Genomic DNA, 18,289 nt, shown 5'->3' with positions numbered 1-18,289 from the left:
TATCTTATACTAGCACTAAGATGTTACGTTTACGTTTGTGGCAACACCAATATAAAGTAGAAGGTAGGACGATCTCCAATTTCTCTATTGTCCGAAAACAGCCTTAACCTCAAGTATCTTTCTGCATAATTCATCGGATGAAAGGTTGACTGCATAATCAAATGGGGCAGCCTGCGCACCGTAATGCGCGTTATGGTTTAGCATGACCTTTAGCGAATTCAAGTATTCCCTCGTCACCGTTTTCGGACCCTTCCACTGCTTCATGGCTTCCCTGATTAATCTCCCAATTGGCAAGGGGTTCGACTTGTCGAGCTCTGGACAATATCTATAAATCTCCTTTTCTATCCAGACCCTCAAAGCTGTCAATAAATAGATTTTTTGCACCGACCTAGTTATGAAATCTTCTTGATCTAAAAACAAATACTCAAATTCATCAATATCTTTTACGAGGGTATCGTTACTTAAACCGGTGTCTAGGTCAGTGTGTGAAAACCTGTAGTGATACACCTCGTGCAAGGAATGGGCATCGGATTCCCGTGATTCCCTTTCGGCTGAATTGACAACGTAGTCAATAACGTAGCCTTCATCCGTAATTTGCTCCGCAGAACCTTGCTCTTTAATTCTGGCTTTCGCATAGGTAACAATAGAGCCTGCACACAAAGAGCCATCAGCATAAGCGCCATCCAGAAAAGCAGAATCAACGGCAGACTTAGAGAAAAAGTCAATTGGAATCGAATTTATAACCATTTTTTTACCTAGACGTTCCATGACGAAGTAGTCAAAAGAGCCAGGCGCCTGATTATTAGCAATAGAAATGCAGTCCATATTATGGGTGAAAATGACTAATTGTCTTTCCCTTTCCCTTGCTGCACGAACAAACTGAAACATCGTATTGTATTGGTTTGCCTTATCCAAGCTTGACAAAGGATCATCAAACACAAGCGTCGATTTATCGCTTGCAAGAAATGCATGTATACGTACTGTTGTAAGCATTAGATTAATCTCACCTGAACTGTATTCATTTACAGGACGAGGCAAAACTATTTCCAGACTCTTCTCATCTTCGTTCAACTCGACAGATTCAGCGGAAAACACTCCCTTGAATACCCGCTCAACACTCTCCACTGAGTCACGAAGATTTGCATAATAATCATCAGCTTCTCGCCGAAGCCTATTAATCTCTTCATTGGCTTTGCAGTACACCCGCACGTATTCGTCTGTTTTATCCGCATCTTGTATACTTTCAAGAAGACAAAGACTGACCAGCTCCTCATCTGTGGCTCCAACCATAGTCATTTCTTCTAATTGTGTCGCCACTTGGTCTGCAGAAAGATCAGGACGCTGCCGGCCGTACTCTACAAGAAGCCCGCTCTCCATTTTAGATAGCTCGTTCTTTCGCTGACGTAAAACCTCCTTCAATGTAGTCTCCAACCGAGCATGACAAATGGGGCAAATTCTATCATCTTCAGCCACCCCCTTTGAAAGAAGGTCAATTGCGTCAGAGATAAATCGATCTTTCAGTTGCCCAGCAGCATCTTTTAGGCTTCTGATCTCGATGAGCTCTTTCCTGTGATGAGCGTAAAACCGTAAATCTTTAACCGAGAGCCTCTCTGATAAAGCAATGGCGGCATCCTTCCTGAACTTAGGAATGATATCCTCGTTAGCCGACGGACTCCATGCTTGACCAGGAAATACTTGCGAGACTATAGCCTTAGAAGTGATTCCGAGATCTTTTAGTCTCTTCTTAGCATTAATGCTGCTGGCCGCCACATTCTTATCATTCTCCAAATCGGCGAGACGGTTGAGATTAAGGGCTATCGATAGCTTCTTGTTCATTTTTACGAACTCGAGCTTATTTTCCTCGCAGTCAGCAATCTGGATGCTCCGCGAACCAATCTCTCTCAGTGCCCTAACAATAGAGCTTTTCCCAGTACCATTTGGAGCCCACACAATAACGCTTCTAGAACTATCTTTGCAAGATACAGAGCTAAAATCCAAGTGAACTATTGCATCGTCTATTTCTTTAATCGTTAAACGATCCATCAAACACCCCCGAAATAATTTGCCTATAATTCAGGCTCGCAACCCGCAACTACATAAATTTATTGAGCAAATACTCCCAACTATCGTTTGACAACCGTTTAGCGCACTCACGCAACAATGCATGCGTACCCATTTCTTTCGGGACAAGACGGGGTCCATTCCCACAAGCAGTCAATATTCTTTCATAAAGCTTGGAGCACGGATCAACAAGGTGCTTACACATGAATGTTGAACCTCAGCAATCCTCAACAAGCTCATTTTTTAGAAGCTAACTAGCCGATACCGCTCATATAGTTGGTGTAATTCATCGATCATTCCCGAAAGGAAACAAGCTACCATGTGAACTGATGTAGACATGAAACAACATTGCTCAAGCACCACAATGCGTCACCGCTCAAATCGAACGCACGCCTGTATAGCCGTGAAGCCTCCAGAGCAGCGGGCAAAGAGATGCGGGGGGCCATTTGGCACGCCAAACAGCCGTCGTCGATGGAATCTAATGATCCCGCCCGTGATTGAACAATAACCCCCCGAAGGGGCTGCACGGCACCATGTTCAATGCGCAGCCAAATAACGCGCGAACAAAGCCCCGCCCCCTTCCAGTCTTTCCCGTACTCCATGCCACGAAAGCTTATAGTCGCAGCACCAATCAATCGTAGTCGCCAAGCCAATATCCATAGTCGGCGTACATGGACTACCAGCCGATTTCACGTTGGAGCTTAGAGATATCAATGACATTACGAAGATAGCGTCCAAGACGTTCCGACACACAATCGAAATTATCAACCTCACGCCCGAACGCGCACAGCATTGCAATAAGCAATGCGCATTTCTTGAGCTGGCCGTTTACACCGACGAAATCATCCGGGCAGGCGCAAGACGATATGAGTTGAACATTGGGAGCCCCTCCCCTTGTAGCTCTATCGTGGGTCGGGCGACAATGGTCGTACCACCAACCGTGGCCGCGCGCCACATGCGACGGAGAGGGGCCCGCCATGTTCGATTATGTCACAGCCATCGGTCTCGACGTCCGCGCAAGGAGCATCTCCGCATGCGCCTTCGACCCCATGGCCGGCGAGGTGACCCGGGCCGGGTTCGGCTACGACCCGGCGTCGGTCGCCGAGTGGGTCCTGGGGTTCGAGTCGCCCAAGGCGGTGTACGAGAGCGGGCCGACCGGCTTCCACCTCTGCCGCGCCCTGAGGGCGCTCGGCGTCGACTGCGCCGTGGGCGCCGTCTCCAAGATGCACCGGCCCGCGGCCGACCGGGGCCGCAAGAACGACCGGCGCGACGCCGAGTGGCTGGCAAGGCTCCTCGCCTGCCGCAACGTCGTCGAGGCGTGGGTGCCCGACGACCGCACCGAGGCCGCCCGGGACCTCTCCCGCGCGCTCGAGGACGCGCGGGACGACCTGCAGCGCGCCAAGCAGCGCATGTCCAAGTTCCTGCTCAGGCACGGCCTGGTGTTCGACGAGACGACGCCTGCCGGGCGCCGCAGGTCGAACTGGACCGAGGCGTACTGGAGGTGGGCGAGGTCGATCGAGTTCGGCGAGGCCGACGACGCGGCCGCCTACGAGCACTACATGGACGCCGTGGAGCGCTGCGCCGAGGCCAAGAGGGAGCTCGAGCGCAAGGTGGAGGAGGCCGCCGCGCGGCCCGAGTGGGCGCCGGTCGTCGATGCGCTCTGCCTGGTCAAGGGCATCGACGTCGCGAGCGCCTTCCTGCTCGCCGCCGAGGCCGGCGACTTCTCGAGGTTCCCGACCGCGCCGTCGTTCGCCTCGTGGTGCGGCCTGGCCCCCTCGGAGCGCTCGAGCGGCGAGACGGAGTCGCGCGGCGGGATCACCCGCGCCGGCAACGGCCACGTCCGGCGCGCGCTGGTCGAGGCCTCCTGGCACGTCCCGATGTCGACGAGGCGCCCCAAGAAGCCGAGGCCGGGCCACGGGGTCGCGCCGGCCGTGTCGAGGCACGCCGCGAAGTGCAACCGCCGCCTGCAGGACAGGCGAGACGCCATGTCCCGGTCGGGCAAGAGGCCGTGCGTGGCGAACTGCGCGACGGCCCGCGAGATGGCCTGCTGGGTCTGGGCGATAGCGCTCATGGTCCGGTAGCGCCCGCGGCACCATAGGAGTCCGACCCCGGGGGCGCGCCGCGCTCGAGGCCGTTGGGAGGCCGTTCCAGATCTTTTTTTTGGGCGGCGGGAGACCGCCACGCCCGCCACAAGACTGCGACCGAGCGGAGGCCCCCAGCCGTAGCAACGAAATGCGGTTCCGACCCGCGGATATTAGAGTGCCGAACGTGCGTCGAGCAGACACGCCCTCAAGCGGCGCGGCCACCGGGTGAAGATAGATGGACCCTGCCGTCCGCGGTAGCTCCGCGGAGGGCAGGGTCTTTTTGGCACTTGACAATGTTCAACTCATATTAGAAAAAAGACCCGTGCAGATGCAACGGGCCTTTTACAAAGTATATAGACGCGCTAAGCAGATCTTCCTTAACGCTTACGCCAGACCATCTTGTCTACGATGCCGGTGTAAGACTGAATGATCTTTACGACCTTAGTGGAAACATTCTCGTCGGCATAATCGGGTACGGGAGCCTGCGGCAAAGAGCCCTCTTCGTCGAGGGCGACCGCCGTACGAACCGCATTGACCAGACCGCGCTCGTCTATGCCAGCAAGCGTAAAGCAAGCCTTATCAAGAGCCTCGGGACGCTCCGTGGACGTACGGATGCACACAGCCGGGAACGGCTTACCAACGGAAGCAAAGAACGAACTCTCCTCAGGAAGCGTACCTGAATCAGAGACTACGCAGAAAGCATTGGACTGAAGGCAGTTGTAATCATGGAAGCCCATAGGCTCGTGCATGCGAACGAGCGGATGAAGCTCAAAACCCGTCTCCTCAAGGCGCTTACGGCTGCGCGGATGACAGCTATAGAGAATCGGCATCTGATAGATCTCAGCAAGCTTATTGATCGCACCGAAAAGACTCTCGAAGTTCTCAGGCGTATCGATGTTCTCCTCGCGGTGCGCAGAGAGCAGCATGTACTTCTTAGGCTCGAGACCAAGACGGACATGGATGTCGGAAGCTTCAATATTATCGATATTAGCACGCAAAACCTCAGCCATGGGAGAGCCAGTCACATATGTGCGCTCGGGAGGCAAGCCGGTATCCTTCAGATAGCGGCGAGCGTGCTCAGAATAGGCAAGGTTGACATCCGAGATGACGTCAACGATTCGTCGATTAGTTTCCTCGGGCAGGCACTCATCCTTACAACGATTGCCGGCCTCCATATGAAAGATCGGAATATGGAGGCGTTTGGCGGCAATAGCAGAAAGACACGAATTCGTGTCGCCAAGCACGAGCAAGGCCTCGGGCTCGATTTCTCTCATAAGGTCGTACGAGCGCGCGATGATGTTGCCCATGGTCTCGCCAAGACCATCTCCCACGGCATCCAGATACACATCGGGGTCATCAAGCTCAAGATCACGGAAGAAAATACCGTTGAGCGTGTAATCGTAGTTCTGACCCGTATGGGCAAGGATGCAATCGAAGTGTTTGCGGCACTTCTTAATAACTTCAGAAAGCCGGATGACCTCCGGACGAGTGCCAACGATGATGAGGAGACGTAAACGACCATCATGCTTGAACTTTCCCGTTTCAGTCATTTCATTCCTTTCAAAGCGGCTTAAGCTATATGTGCAACTTATTTTAAACACTTAACAACTTTTGCAGGATTTCCGCAAGCCACGCTATAAGGTGGGATGCTTTTCGTAACCACAGAATCGCAACCGATAATAGATCCTCGTCCGATTGTAACGCCCTTAAGTATCGTTGATCGCTCGCCTATCCAAACGTTATCTTCAATAACAACCGGCGCCCTTGAAGACTTGCCCCATGCCCACAAAGGGCCGTAAAAGCTACCCGATTGGGTCATCTCTAGGCGCTGCTCGGGATCTGTTGGATGATTATTGTTATCGTAAATGTGAACATTATTGCTGATTATAACGTCATTACCAATAACTATCGAAACTGCTGCGCCAATAAGACCACTACGGATAGTCGTTCGATTACCTATAGAAATCCGGGCTCCGCATTTAGCTGAAAGATAGGCCCCGATCTCGCATCCATCCCCAATCACAATGGATTGTCGATCGAACGAATCGCAGCCTGCTGCTGAAGATACACTGAGGTTCTGACCGCAGGTTGCGTTTTGCAAAAACTGCTTTTTCTTATATTGTGCTTTAAGTCGAACTGGAATCAATCTAATCGAAGATAGAAATCGCATACTCCCCCACCTCCATTACAGCTTGTTGATACGGAGCAACAACGAACGCAACTCTTTTCTTTTCAAGTAATAAAACGTGCCGAGATATGCAGCGGAAGCCAGGCATACGATAAAGATAGTCGGAACTCCGATAGCGACAAGCACCCATCTGAGACAAATAATTGGACCTGAAATTATAAAAAGAAGGCCAATGTAACCGATCATTTTATTCGCAGTGACTATGCGAAGCAATCCTCCACCCAGGAATCGGCAGCTCATCGATAAAATACCAATCGCTGTTGCAATGTTAACTGTGACTGAAGCGATTGCCACGCCAATGATTCCGAATAATTGACAAGCGATAAAGCAAAACAGTCCATTTGCCACAAGAGATAAAACGGCAATACCCATAACAGTGCGCGTCTTACCTCCGGCAGTGAGAACGAGCGTTGAAGAAAAGAATGTCGTCGCATAGGTAAGCAAATATACTGAAAAGATTGGCACTCCAGAAATGTATTTCTCCCCGTAGAGAAGTGAAACGCACTCGGGAGATAGAGCGATCAAGCAAGCCGCAAGCGGCCAAACCAACAAATAACCAATCTGCAGATAGTCGGAATACACGTCTCTGGCACTCTCAAGGTCCCTATTTGCAATATTCCTCGTCAAAATAGGCATCAACACAGTCATAAACGATGCGGAAATAAAATCTAGGGGTAATTGAGCAGAGCAATTAGCAAATATTGCGTACTCCTCAGTAGATTTAAGTGCGCCAACTATCAAATTGGCCATTTGTCTAGAATAGGCCGAAACAAAAACGGAAACAGCCAAAGGGAGACTAAAGCGCAGGATCGCCTTAATCGACTGAATATCGAAATCTCCAAACTGCGGCCAACCGACATCTCGAATGTATATCGCCAAAAACCAAATGACATTAATTCCATCGATTAATAAATATGCGAAGAAAATAACAGGAAGGCTTTTGTAGACAAAGCCAACAAAGCAGACAACGATGATCTTTACAACAGAGACAACCAAATTTCTTACCGCCAGCATCTTGCTCTTACCGAGGGAGATGATGACAACTTGAAGAGTCGCAAGCACATTTGAAAGAAAAGGACGAAACGCCAAGAACAAAGCAAGGCCAACAACGGCATCATTTCCGAAATACACGCCGATCTGTTCCCTGAATACGACAATTGCAGCAGCAGCAAGCACGCCTATCGCAACTTCGATATAAAGAATATTTGAAATAAATCGCTTCCCGTACTGTGCTCTATTGAAGAAATAATTACTAGCATCAGTCAAGCCTAAAACTGTCATAGAAGCAGCAAGCGAAACAACAAGGTTACCCTGCGAATAAGTTCCGTACTCTGCAAGGCTTAAGCTTCTCGACAGAATCATCGTGCACACGACGCCGGAAACGGTAGTCACAATCTTAACAAAAGACAAGATTAAAGAGTCAACCGCTGCGCCAGAGGCCTTACCTTTAAGACTCAGCAATGTATCACTCCTCGCACTCTAGATGATTTTGACAGTTTTCCGCTCCCCTTAAGAAGACGAGCGCAAGCGTAATGCCATACCATAAAAACCGTTTATTAATTGCGTCAATTGTCAACGCAGGAACAATGGCCCCAACCAGAAGGAGAATCGGGAGGACTTGCTTCTTACGAAGAGAAGCTAGCACAGCATATACGAGCGGCGCCACAAAGAAAAAAGTACCGAATACGCCCTGCTCACAGAGCATCGATAAAAATGTATTATGGGTCGCCATGCCTCCAGTTAGCTTTGTGGCTGCCCCCCATCCAACCCCGAAGATTGGATTAGCCAGAAACGCTTTCCAGACTATACCCCATAATTCCGTCCTGCCGCTACCATCGGTATAGTCGATTTGAAACAAGCGTGCATAAGTATCCTGAGGAAGAAACCCTAATACCAAAATGCAGCCACCAAGCAGAAGCATGGCGACGACAACTTTTTGATAGAGCTTCAAATGCATCGAGAACAACAGCAGGACGACAGCGGAGGCGGCAATTGCAAGCATGCCGCCGCGGGAACCGGTCATAAAAACAATATAGACCGCAAGAACCCCAAGGAACCCATATAAGGCTTTTGGCAAGGTCCGCTGTTCGCGTGTACATAGATACAAGCCCAAAGCAAACGCAGGCAAGGCTGACGCCGCAGCATTATTCGGATCAACTTGAACCCCGAATAAGGTAAGGACAAAGCGTTGGGTATACACGCCAGAAGGCTTCATGAAAACCAGCGAGAGCAAGCAAAACGCAACGGAGCCCCAAAAATATCCGTTAAGAACCGAGTTGCGCTGACGTTCACCTATATCCATAGAAGTCAATACAAAAAGAAAGCCGACCATGCCAAGCTGAGAAGCAAAATGCAATAGCGGAATCGATAAGTCACTCGTCCAAAATATGGTGACAATCTTATAGGCAAGCCATACAACGAAAAAAGAAATCCACCAATCAAGGCGGGTGGCTCTCTTCGTGTAGATATCTTTATACAAGATAAGCAATATGGCAAACAAGAGAACGTACTTTACAACTCCGCCAATTGTCGACACGAGATACGCCTCAAAAGGCGCAATAAAGAAGAGGGAGGAGCACAGAAAGGTCTCGAATACTCCAAGCCCAGTATTTGGGCAACTTTTAGGGAAGGAGCTCCACGCATTAATCTTCGGGCACATTGCTAGTCCTTAGGAATCCATAAAGGCTGGATGCGTTCTTTGAAGCGTTAAATCGCTCGGACCAGATTCGTTTGCAATTACTAGCAAACAGCTTTCGCTCAGAAAGGGGCATATCCATAAAACGCACCAGCGCATTCCGAACCTCCTCCGGAGTCGGATTCGGCGGAAGCAGCAAACCGGTCAATCCGTCAATCACCACTTCTCCAGTACCCCCAACATTTGTAGCGATTGCCGGAATTCCATAGCTGATACTCTCCATCAACGAAACAGGGAGCCCCTCCATGGAGCTAACGTTAATAAATAGATCACAAGGGTGTTCCTCGTAATAGCGATGCACCAATTTATTCGGCATATAGCCAACGAAGTGAAAATCCAAATGTTGAAGTCGTGATTGAGCGAATTGTTTAATCTCGTCCTCATCTGGACCCGAACCTATATGTGTCCAACTCAACCTGCCAGCATGAACATTGTCGATTTCACTTAAAGCTTCTATTAAGAGATTCAGCCTTTTCACCTGTGAGATTCCCGAACAAGAAACTAACCTAAAGACACCATCTTTCGAATAGCCTTTTTCTTCTCTTTGATTAGGCTCAGATCCCAGATAATAGACACCAGTGTTTGCCGTAGAAAGACCAAGCGGCAGCATATATTCATTTTTATACTGCTCGAGCACCGTTCGTGAAATAAAGAGTATTTTATCAATGCCGGAATGGCGCTCAATGATATGTCGAAGATCCAAATCTGAATCTCTGAACTTCTGGACTTCAAAAGAGTGAGCAAAGGAAACGGTTTGTATGCCTGGAAAACGGCGTTTCAACAAATACGCTGCATACGCCTCCGACATAAACCATGCGGACAAGACCGTGCAGTTATCCTGGCCCAATCGGGAGATTAATGGCAAAGCGGCACGGTATAACAGATATGACCCGGCCTCGTACTTGAGTTGGGTCCTAATAAAAGTAGGATTGATGCGCTGCTTATGCAAAGCGCTCAAGAAACATCTAGCGCCACCATGCAAAAGCGCGCCGCCAGCCGCCTGAATACCGCCCATGCCCCTCCGTGCACAACCGGCCTGCACAACGGTAAGATTCTTGACATCACACGCCTTGGAGTTGTCATTAACTAAATCCCGAGTGACATAGAATACATCCCCGTATTGCTGCGCGGCATACTTTATCTGCGATAGCATAAACGGAGGGATCTCGCGCTGATAGTTAAGTATTATTAGATGCTTTCTCACGCCCAGTCAAACCTCCTAGCTTTAGATATCGTTCTTGAAGGGCATTCGATGCTCCAACAATGTCGTAGCCACTATTCAGAACTGAATTATCCATTAAGGCCCTTGGCACACGAACTTGAGCCATTACAGCATCAACCCACTCATGAATATTTATGGTCCCATTTGGGATATAACGGACCCGGCCCGATACATTAACCTCAGCGGTAACCACACCAGCGGCGGTTATGGGGTTCAAACCGTTAGCCTGTGCTTCAAGAAGGGCGATGGGAAAACCTTCAAATAGAGAGGGCAACACAAATGCATCCATAGCGCTCAGATACTTCTCGGGATCTGAGACCGGGCCGGTAAAGATCACTTTATCTATAACCCCCCGTTTAGTAGCCTCATCACCGAGCGCACCATTTTGAGAGCTCGCAGAGCACCCGACCAGAAGTAACCTCGCTGAAGCATCACGCTCTGCAATTTCTTTAAAAAGGTCAAGAATGAACGGGTAATTTTTCGCCGCGCCCCCGGCTCCAACATGTCCTATACACGGGCCTTCGATCTTATATTCAGAACGAACGGCATGGCGATTCTCTTCATTGAATAAAAAACGTTTCGCATCTATCGCGTTAGGTACAATCACGGCTTTTTTCAAGGACCTGTTTCCGTACAGCCACCTGTTGGCACAATCGCTACAACCCCAAAGCTCAGTTGCCACCCAAGGTATTCTAGTTTTGAAATAGAAACGGTACGCAGCTTTGATAATTGATGAAGCCGGATATGAGCTATGCGAATGTGCGATTCGTACCGGAACCCCTGCGCGCTTAGCGAGAAGAAGCGGATAAAGGCAGCGATGGTTTTGATGGGCTTCGACTATCGTATAACCGCCTTCATGGATAATGCTATCAAAGCGCTTCCTAAAAGCTTCTCTTTCATTAATGGATGAGGGAAGGTGATATACCTTAGAGCCAAGGCTGCAGACCTCCTCTTCAAGGCTGCCCACGTTCTCGGTTTGCACCACGAAATCAAAGATGACTTTCTTTCGATCCATATGACTTAGATAACCGAAGAGATACCTTTGAACCCCTCCTTGACCTAAATTGTCGATGACATGAAGGACTCGAAGCGCCATCATTTACCCCCAAGCGCATTCGCAATGCGTTCGCTCGCATGGCCATCACCGTAGGGATTCGAAGCATGGCTCATGGCTTCATACTCAATCTCATCAGAGAGAAGCCTATTAAACTCACGGTAGATATCCGCTTCATCGGTCCCCACAAGCTTCAAGGTACCAGCTGCTACACCTTCGGGGCGCTCGGTAGTATCGCGCATGACGAGAACGGGCTTACCGAGGCTCGGCGCTTCTTCTTGAATACCACCAGAGTCAGTAAGTATAAGATGACTTGCAGCCATAAAGTTATGGAAATCAAGTACCTCGAGCGGTTCAATAATGTGAAGCCTATCAAAGCCATCAAGCTCCTTGTGCGCGGCATCACGAACAATCGGATTCATATGTATTGGATAAATCGCCTTTGTGTCGGGATGCTCTTCCATTACGCGACGAATGGCACGGAACATGCGGTGCATTGGCTCACCCAAGTTCTCTCGACGATGCGCTGTAACAAGAATCAATCGAGACCCTTCGGCCCAATCGAGCTCTGCGTGAGAGTATCCTTCTCGCACAGTTGTACCAAGCGCATCGATACCGGTATTGCCTGTGACCCAAATCTTTGAACCAGGCTTACCTTCTTTAAGCAAGTTTTGTTTGCTAGCTTCCGTAGGAGCAAAATAATACTCACTAACGATATCAACAGCTTGACGATTAAATTCCTCCGGCCAGGGACTATAGATATCATGCGTACGCAAACCCGCTTCAACATGTCCTACGGGAATCTGCATATAGAAGCAGGCCAATGCGGCTGCGAAGCTTGTCGAAGTGTCACCATGAACAAGCACAACATCGGGCATCTCATTCTCAAGAACAGTCTTGAGCTTCAATAAAACATCGCAGGTCACATCGAAGAGCGTCTGCCCCGGCCTCATAATCGAGAGATCATAGTCAGGAATCACACCAAAGACGCGCAACACCTGGTCCAACATCTCACGATGCTGTCCAGTCACAGTTACGACAGTCTTGAATTCTTCCAAGCGCGTCTTCAACTCGTTCACAAGCGGACACATCTTAATCGCTTCCGGACGCGTCCCAAATACAAGCATTACTTTCATCATGCGAGCAATTCCTCTATATCAAAGAAAGCAGTCCATACCGAATGGGGTTACAACTTGTATACCTTCTCGCCGTCACCACAAACATTGCACGGATCAATTAGGATACGGTCACCAAAGATAGATGGATTGTTCTTGATCTGAGAATGCCCGACCATAACAATTACTACCTCAATATCTTTCAAAAACTCCTCAATCGAGTGAACCTGGCCAGGGACCTCATCCCACTCAACCCAAGGGTCGTAGATCTTCATAGAACCACTGCAAAGGTGCTGCGACATGGACTCGATCATCTGCAACGTCGGAGACTCGCGCACGTCATCAACATTCTCCTTGTAGGTGAGTCCGTAAATACCCACCTTCGAAACGTCAGTTATGCCATGTTCGACCATCACCTCGTAAGTCCGGTGCATTACATACTCAGGCATTGAAGCATTGGTTTGCAAAGCGAGACGAATGAAGTTGGCCGTTTCAGGGTAGTCACCAACCAGAAACCAAGGATCGACTGGAATACAGTGGCCTCCAACGCCTGGACCGGGATTGAGGATATTCACTCGGGGATGTTTATTCGCGATGCGGATTACCTCAGCCACATCCATTCCACCGATGCGACAGATTTTGGCAAGCTCATTTGAAAAAGCAATGTTAACAGCGCGGAACGTGTTCTCGACGACCTTAGTCATTTCCGCAGTTCGGATATCGGTAACGCTAATCTCACCTTGACAGAAGCTAGCGTAAATCTGAGCAACCGCTTGCCCCACCTCCGGATCATCCGCTCCGATAGTGCGGTTATTATGCAAGAGCTCGTAAACCATGTTGCCCGGGATAATGCGCTCAGGCGCGTGAACCAACTTGATATCAGATCGTCCAGCATCAACAAGAAGGGGTCGCACGAACCGATCAATGGTGTTGGGAGACACGGTCGACTCGACGACCAGCACAGCGCCCTCGGGGGCAATTTCAAGCACGGTCTTGCACGCTGATACAACGTAGCAGGGATCGATCTTTTTATCGAGCTTGTCATAAGGCGTAGGCACCGAAACAATATAGGTGTCACAAATCTGATACTCAGTCGAGAATTTGATACCCGCCTTTAGCGCCTCGACAAAAAGCTCGTCCAAGCCATCCTCTTTAAAGGTTGTTTTTCCATCATTAAGAGTTGCAACAAGGCTCGAGTTGTAATCCGTACCAACTACCTCTACTCCATGAGAAGCCATCATAAGGGCGGTAGGCAAACCAATGTAACCAAGTCCAATAACGTTAACCATTAGTGATTCCTTTCTTGAGATTAAAATTATTAACAACTATACGAAAGACCTCTTCATAGCGCCTTGCTACGTTGTCATAGGAAAAACGTTCTCCAATATAGGCAAGAGAACGATCTTTCATTTCATTTTTTTCATCACTTTCCATCGAGAGGTAACTTGCAATGGCACCATGCAACGAGGAAGCAGAACCAGCCTGAAATACTATCCCGTTTCCACTAGAAACCCTGTTGATGTTAACAGCAGTGCTGTCGTCAACCACGACCGGCAGGCCCGAAGCCTGAACATCATAGAAGCTCAAGCTACATTGAGCAGGATATAAAGCAAGATCAGCCATTTGGTACAGATCGGGTAGCTCGGGATATTTATGAGTCGGCAAACGAATGATTCTATTCTCGCTTGAAGAGAACGCTGACTCCAGCTCATCGGCCTTTTCCCCAGAAGTGTTTCCAGCGATCACGATAGTTAAGGAATCCGTTCCAAAAGATCGCTCGATCGCACGCGCCAGGAGCATGCCCCCCTTTGACTCATCGAGTTTACCCGCATAGAGGATAACCGTATCTTCCTGGGAGATACCAAGTTCCCTCCTTAGCATCTTCTTTCTTTCGTCGTCTGGATGGAACAACCCCTTATCAGTACCAAAACCAAGATAAGGGGCAAGCTCCTCATCGATTCCAAGCTCTGAAATAACGTAAGGATCATCCTGGACACGTATTACATTGAGTCGCTGCCTATTAATAATGGGCGCAATAAAATGTGAGTAGACTTTTTTAAACACGGTAGAGAGGCGATTGTGGGAGGCAATCGAAAGCATATGACTATCAAGTATTATCGGAAATGAAAGCTTGGAAGCCCGTTGCGTATAGCTCATGCCAATCAATGTATCATTCCCGTGAATGAACAGGAGATCAGGATGAAGCGAGTCAACTAACGAGTAAATCTCTGACGTATAGAATGTCCGCCCGCTGTAGTATCCGCGCGCTTTAACACGAACTATCTTTACGTTGAATGTCGTTTCATACCAAGCGTCCCTCTCCTTGATGTTCTCAATCCCAAAGAAGCCGGTAAGGGAAGTCGGGAAGATATCCATGTTCTCGGCGGCCACAATTATGACCTCATGGCCGTGCTCGACAAGAACCTTGGAGAGGACATTTACCTGATAGCCAGCGTCAGGGTGAAAGAAATCTTCAATCTCTACAATTCTCATTAGTCGCCACCTTCGCCTTTCAAAAGATAACGCCAATCTTTGATGCAACGTGAGCCTTTGGCGGCAATTGTCTCGGCACAACCGCCGACGTCATAAGTTAAAACAGGCGTGCCGCAAGCCTCTGCCTCAAGATTTACTGTGGGATAGTTGTCTTCTTTTGTCGGATTAAAAAATATATCAGCTGCAGTGTAGATGGCAGCAAGTTCCTTGGGTGAATCCGTGCGTGCTACTCCAATTATTCCTTTAGGAAGCTCCTCAATCTGCTTCTTACTCAATCCAACAAGAACAACGACACTTCGAGCAGGATCTATATTCTTTGCAAGTTCCAAAAAATCACCAAGCCCCTTTCGATCATTCCAAGGACTTGCAACTCCAAGAACCATGAACCTGTCATCAATCCCATAGCGTTCGCGAAAATCACTAGGCGTTGGCTTAAACACGCTCTTATCGATTGTGTTATGGCGTACCTCTACTGGATACTTGGATAGAAAACTGTCAGCAACTAAGCCTGCAAGCCAATGCGATGGCGCTATCAGCTTCAAGCGCTCAGCAGGCAATAAGTTAAATATCCGTTTTTTCCATACAAAATTCCACGTACAAGACTTTTTCGAAACCGTTTTAGGATAAGAGGAGAGTTGAGGACATCGATTTGAAGAAGCACATTGTGTTTTCCATTGAGAGCAGTCTGCGTAACTAAAATATGCACAATGTCCAGTGAATGCCCAGCAATCGTGTAAAGTCCATTCAACTTGGCACTCATTCACAGCGAGCCAATTGAATAGCATCTCTATATTCAAATAATAACCATGAAGATTATGTAGATGCACAACATCCGGCCTAATTGCGTCCAACCGTTTCAGCAGTCTCTTGGTTGCTACATGACTATGGAATCCCGCCTTGCCATCAAGCCGCGTCTGCAACGCATCAAACTTAACCTCGTTATCAGTACAGAACTTCATCTCATTTTGGGTTTCTGGCAATCGCCCGCGCCCCCAAAAAACAAATGATTCATGTCCCGCATCGAGCAGCTCGCGATGTTCCTTCATCATGATTCCACCAGTCGACCCATGTGAAACGCTGTTGATGTGCACATATACTGTCAAGGCTACACTTCCTCAAAATACGTATCAGGACTCTGCGAATCAAACAGCTCATTAGCCCACATAACGGTTACAAGGTCCTTGGTATCAGAAAGGTTCTCGATGCAGTGCGTGGTTCCGGGTGCCATCTCAACAACCACCGGGTCATCACCGCTCACGCGATACTCATCCACCGGGAACGGCTTACCGTCGGCATCGAAGCCGACACGGCGCAAACGAATTGACGCCTCACCGGAAACCACCAGGAAACGCTCCCACTTGGAGTGATGCCAATGGTTGCCCTTGGTGATACCAGGCTTAGAGACATTGATGGAGACCTGACCGCGCTCGGATGTGCGAAGGAACTCGGTAAAGGACCCACGATCATCGCAGTTAGCCTTCAACGGATACGAACGAGAACCCTCGGCATAATAGCTTTCGAACGTGCTCCAAAGCTTCTTGGAGAAAGAGCCGCCATCAAGATTCGGAACCATGAGGTCATCACGGCTTGCCTTGAACGATTCGAGCAGCGAGACGATCTCGCCCAGCGTTACATGGTCAGTGGGAAGACATGCACAGAAATCATTGCCATCGATTTCAGCCAGCCCATCATAACCGCAACGATACTCCTCGCCCAGCAGAGCAGACAGCATCTCGGCGACCAGATCATCGATGTAAAGAAGTTCCAGCTCAACCGAAGGATCGTTTACCGTGTACTCGCCACCGTTGGCGATGGCATCGCAAAACGTAGCGACCGCTGAGTTGTAGCGCGGACGGCACCACTTTCCGTACAAGTTGGGGAAACGGTAGATCAGCACTGGGGCGCCCGTGCGCTCGGAGTACTCGCGGAAGAGACCCTCCCCCGCCAGTTTAGACTCACCGTACGCAGAGCCAGCGTAGCGTCCAACCAGGCTCGCCTGCGCAGAGCTCGACAGCATGACAGGGCAAACATTGCCGTGACGCTCCAACGCAGCAAGAAGATCGCTCGCGAATCCAAAGTTGCCGGCCATGAACTCAGCAGGATCCTGTGGCCTGTTCACGCCGGCAAGGTTAAACACAAAGTCCGCCTTAGCGCACATTCCATCCAGCTCATCTGCCGTGGTCTCAATGTCGCACTCCATGACCTCAAGCGGAAGCAGAGCTTGAAAGCGCTCCCGACGGTCCTTACCATCGCGAATTGCCTTCAGCGCCTCGCAAAGGTTACGGCCGACGAACCCCTTAGCACCAGTAACCAGAACGCGCATTACTGAACCGCCTCGTGCTCGCGGCCCTCGAGCGCCAGCTGCACGTACTCAGCAGTCTTGATCTTCTCGACGGTGCCGGCGATATCGAGACGCTCGGTGTTATGGGAGGTGTAGGCCTCGTCCGCCTGAGTCTTCACATCACCCTCAACGAAGAAGCTGTCATAGTTAAGGTCGCGCGAGTCGCAGGCAACGCGGTAGTAGTTGCCCATGTCCTCAGCACGCAGGCGCTCCTCGCAGGTCATGAGCGTCTCGTACAGCTTCTCGCCATGACGGGTGCCAATCACCTTGGTGCCCACGTGCCCGAAGACTTCCTGAACAGCCTCAGCAAGATCGCCAATGGTCGAAGCAGGCGCCTTCTGTACGAAGAGATCACCGGGGTTCGCGTGTTCGAAAGCGAACTGAACAAGGTCTACGGCCTCGTCGAGGTTCATAAGGAAGCGAGTCATATTGGGGTCGGTTACCGTGAGCGGCTCGCCCTTGCGAATGCGGTCGATGAACAGCGGGATAACGGAACCACGGGAGCACATCACGTTGCCGTAACGCGTGCAGCAGATAGTGGTACGACCAGCACCATTGCGCGCATTGGCATAGATGATAGATTCCATCATAGCCTTAGACTTGCCCATGGCGTTAATGGGATACGCAGCCTTGTCGGTGGAGAGACAAACGACCTTCTCCACGCCCTCGGCGATGGCGGCATGCAGCACGTTATCGGTGCCGATGACGTTGGTGCGGACGGCCTCCATGGGGAAGAACTCACAAGAGGGCACCTGCTTGAGAGCTGCAGCGTGGAAGATGTAATTCACACCGTGCATCGCATCGCGAACGGACTGGGCATCGCGCACATCACCGATGAAGAAGCGAACCTTGGAAGCGAGCTCGGGACTACGCTGCTGCAGGCGATGACGCATGTCGTCCTGCTTCTTCTCATCGCGCGAGAAGATGCGAACCTCCTCAAAGTCGGTGTTGACGAAGTGCTTGAGCACGGTGTTGCCGAAGCTACCCGTGCCACCCGTGATCATGAGCGTCTTGCCAGCGAATGAAGACATATCAA

The 18,289-nt window shown here is 49.8% G+C and carries 14 protein-coding genes; 1 reads left to right on the top strand and 13 read right to left on the bottom strand.

The features are described from left to right. Positions 1-84 precede the first annotated feature (84 nt). A complete protein-coding gene (locus E4J93_RS03265) occupies positions 85-2,043 on the bottom strand; it encodes a hypothetical protein (protein ID WP_147588046.1) in 1,959 nt (652 codons plus the stop codon). A 995-nt stretch (positions 2,044-3,038) separates the two neighbouring features. On the opposite strand from E4J93_RS03265, the gene E4J93_RS03260 reads away from it, so the two are divergent. Further along, positions 3,039-4,142, top strand: a complete 1,104-nt coding sequence (locus tag E4J93_RS03260; RefSeq protein WP_147588045.1) for an IS110 family transposase — start codon at positions 3,039-3,041, stop codon at positions 4,140-4,142. A 380-nt stretch (positions 4,143-4,522) separates the two neighbouring features. On the opposite strand, the gene wecB (E4J93_RS03255) is transcribed toward E4J93_RS03260, so the two are convergent. Genes wecB (E4J93_RS03255) through E4J93_RS03200 form a run of 12 tightly spaced genes read right to left on the bottom strand, consistent with a single transcriptional unit; the run spans position 4,523 to position 18,284 of the window. Then, positions 4,523-5,695, bottom strand: a complete 1,173-nt coding sequence (wecB, locus tag E4J93_RS03255; RefSeq protein ID WP_147588044.1) for a non-hydrolyzing UDP-N-acetylglucosamine 2-epimerase — start codon at positions 5,693-5,695, stop codon at positions 4,523-4,525. A 38-nt stretch (positions 5,696-5,733) separates the two neighbouring features. After that, entirely contained in the window at positions 5,734-6,315 is a 582-nt protein-coding gene (locus E4J93_RS08270; RefSeq protein ID WP_147588043.1) for a DapH/DapD/GlmU-related protein, read from the bottom strand. Positions 6,316-6,330: 15 nt separating this feature from the next. Continuing rightward, positions 6,331-7,794: an oligosaccharide flippase family protein gene (locus E4J93_RS03245; protein ID WP_147588042.1), complete on the bottom strand. Its 1,464-nt coding sequence runs from the start codon at positions 7,792-7,794 to the stop codon at positions 6,331-6,333. 4 nt (positions 7,795-7,798) lie between these two features. Then, a complete protein-coding gene (locus tag E4J93_RS03240) occupies positions 7,799-8,992 on the bottom strand; it encodes an O-antigen ligase (protein WP_147588041.1) in 1,194 nt (397 codons plus the stop codon). Next, positions 8,976-10,232, bottom strand: coding sequence for a glycosyltransferase (locus E4J93_RS03235; RefSeq protein WP_222705684.1), 1,257 nt, complete (start codon positions 10,230-10,232; stop codon positions 8,976-8,978). Before E4J93_RS03235 ends, E4J93_RS03240 begins: the two co-directional genes overlap by 17 nt. After that, complete coding sequence (locus E4J93_RS03230) at positions 10,207-11,346, bottom strand: glycosyltransferase (RefSeq protein WP_222705683.1); 1,140 nt, start codon at positions 11,344-11,346, stop codon at positions 10,207-10,209. Before E4J93_RS03230 ends, E4J93_RS03235 begins: the two co-directional genes overlap by 26 nt. Beyond that, a complete protein-coding gene (gene wecB, locus E4J93_RS03225; protein ID WP_147588038.1) occupies positions 11,346-12,443 on the bottom strand; it encodes a non-hydrolyzing UDP-N-acetylglucosamine 2-epimerase in 1,098 nt (365 codons plus the stop codon). The genes E4J93_RS03230 and wecB (E4J93_RS03225) overlap by 1 nt, the downstream gene beginning before the upstream one ends. A gap of 47 nt (positions 12,444-12,490) precedes the next feature. Further along, positions 12,491-13,708, bottom strand: a complete 1,218-nt coding sequence (locus E4J93_RS03220; protein ID WP_147588037.1) for a nucleotide sugar dehydrogenase — start codon at positions 13,706-13,708, stop codon at positions 12,491-12,493. Further along, positions 13,701-14,912 carry a glycosyltransferase family 4 protein gene (locus tag E4J93_RS03215; RefSeq protein WP_147588036.1) on the bottom strand — a complete coding sequence of 404 codons (1,212 nt, stop codon included), beginning with the start codon at positions 14,910-14,912 and terminating at the stop codon, positions 13,701-13,703. Before E4J93_RS03215 ends, E4J93_RS03220 begins: the two co-directional genes overlap by 8 nt. Next, positions 14,912-15,958, bottom strand: coding sequence for a glycosyltransferase (locus E4J93_RS03210; RefSeq protein WP_222705682.1), 1,047 nt, complete (start codon positions 15,956-15,958; stop codon positions 14,912-14,914). Before E4J93_RS03210 ends, E4J93_RS03215 begins: the two co-directional genes overlap by 1 nt. A 59-nt stretch (positions 15,959-16,017) precedes the next feature. Continuing rightward, positions 16,018-17,235 (bottom strand): NAD-dependent epimerase/dehydratase family protein, encoded by a 1,218-nt coding sequence (locus tag E4J93_RS03205; RefSeq protein WP_147588034.1) that lies wholly within the window; start codon positions 17,233-17,235, stop codon positions 16,018-16,020. Next, complete coding sequence (locus E4J93_RS03200) at positions 17,235-18,284, bottom strand: polysaccharide biosynthesis protein (protein ID WP_147588033.1); 1,050 nt, start codon at positions 18,282-18,284, stop codon at positions 17,235-17,237. The genes E4J93_RS03205 and E4J93_RS03200 overlap by 1 nt, the downstream gene beginning before the upstream one ends. Positions 18,285-18,289: the final 5 nt, after the last annotated feature.

It is taken from the genome of Collinsella sp. BA40, from assembly GCF_008014645.1.
Lineage (GTDB): Bacteria > Actinomycetota > Coriobacteriia > Coriobacteriales > Coriobacteriaceae > Collinsella.
The sequence above is the reverse complement of the archived record's forward strand: the minus strand, read 5'-3'. Positions and strand labels throughout refer to the sequence as shown.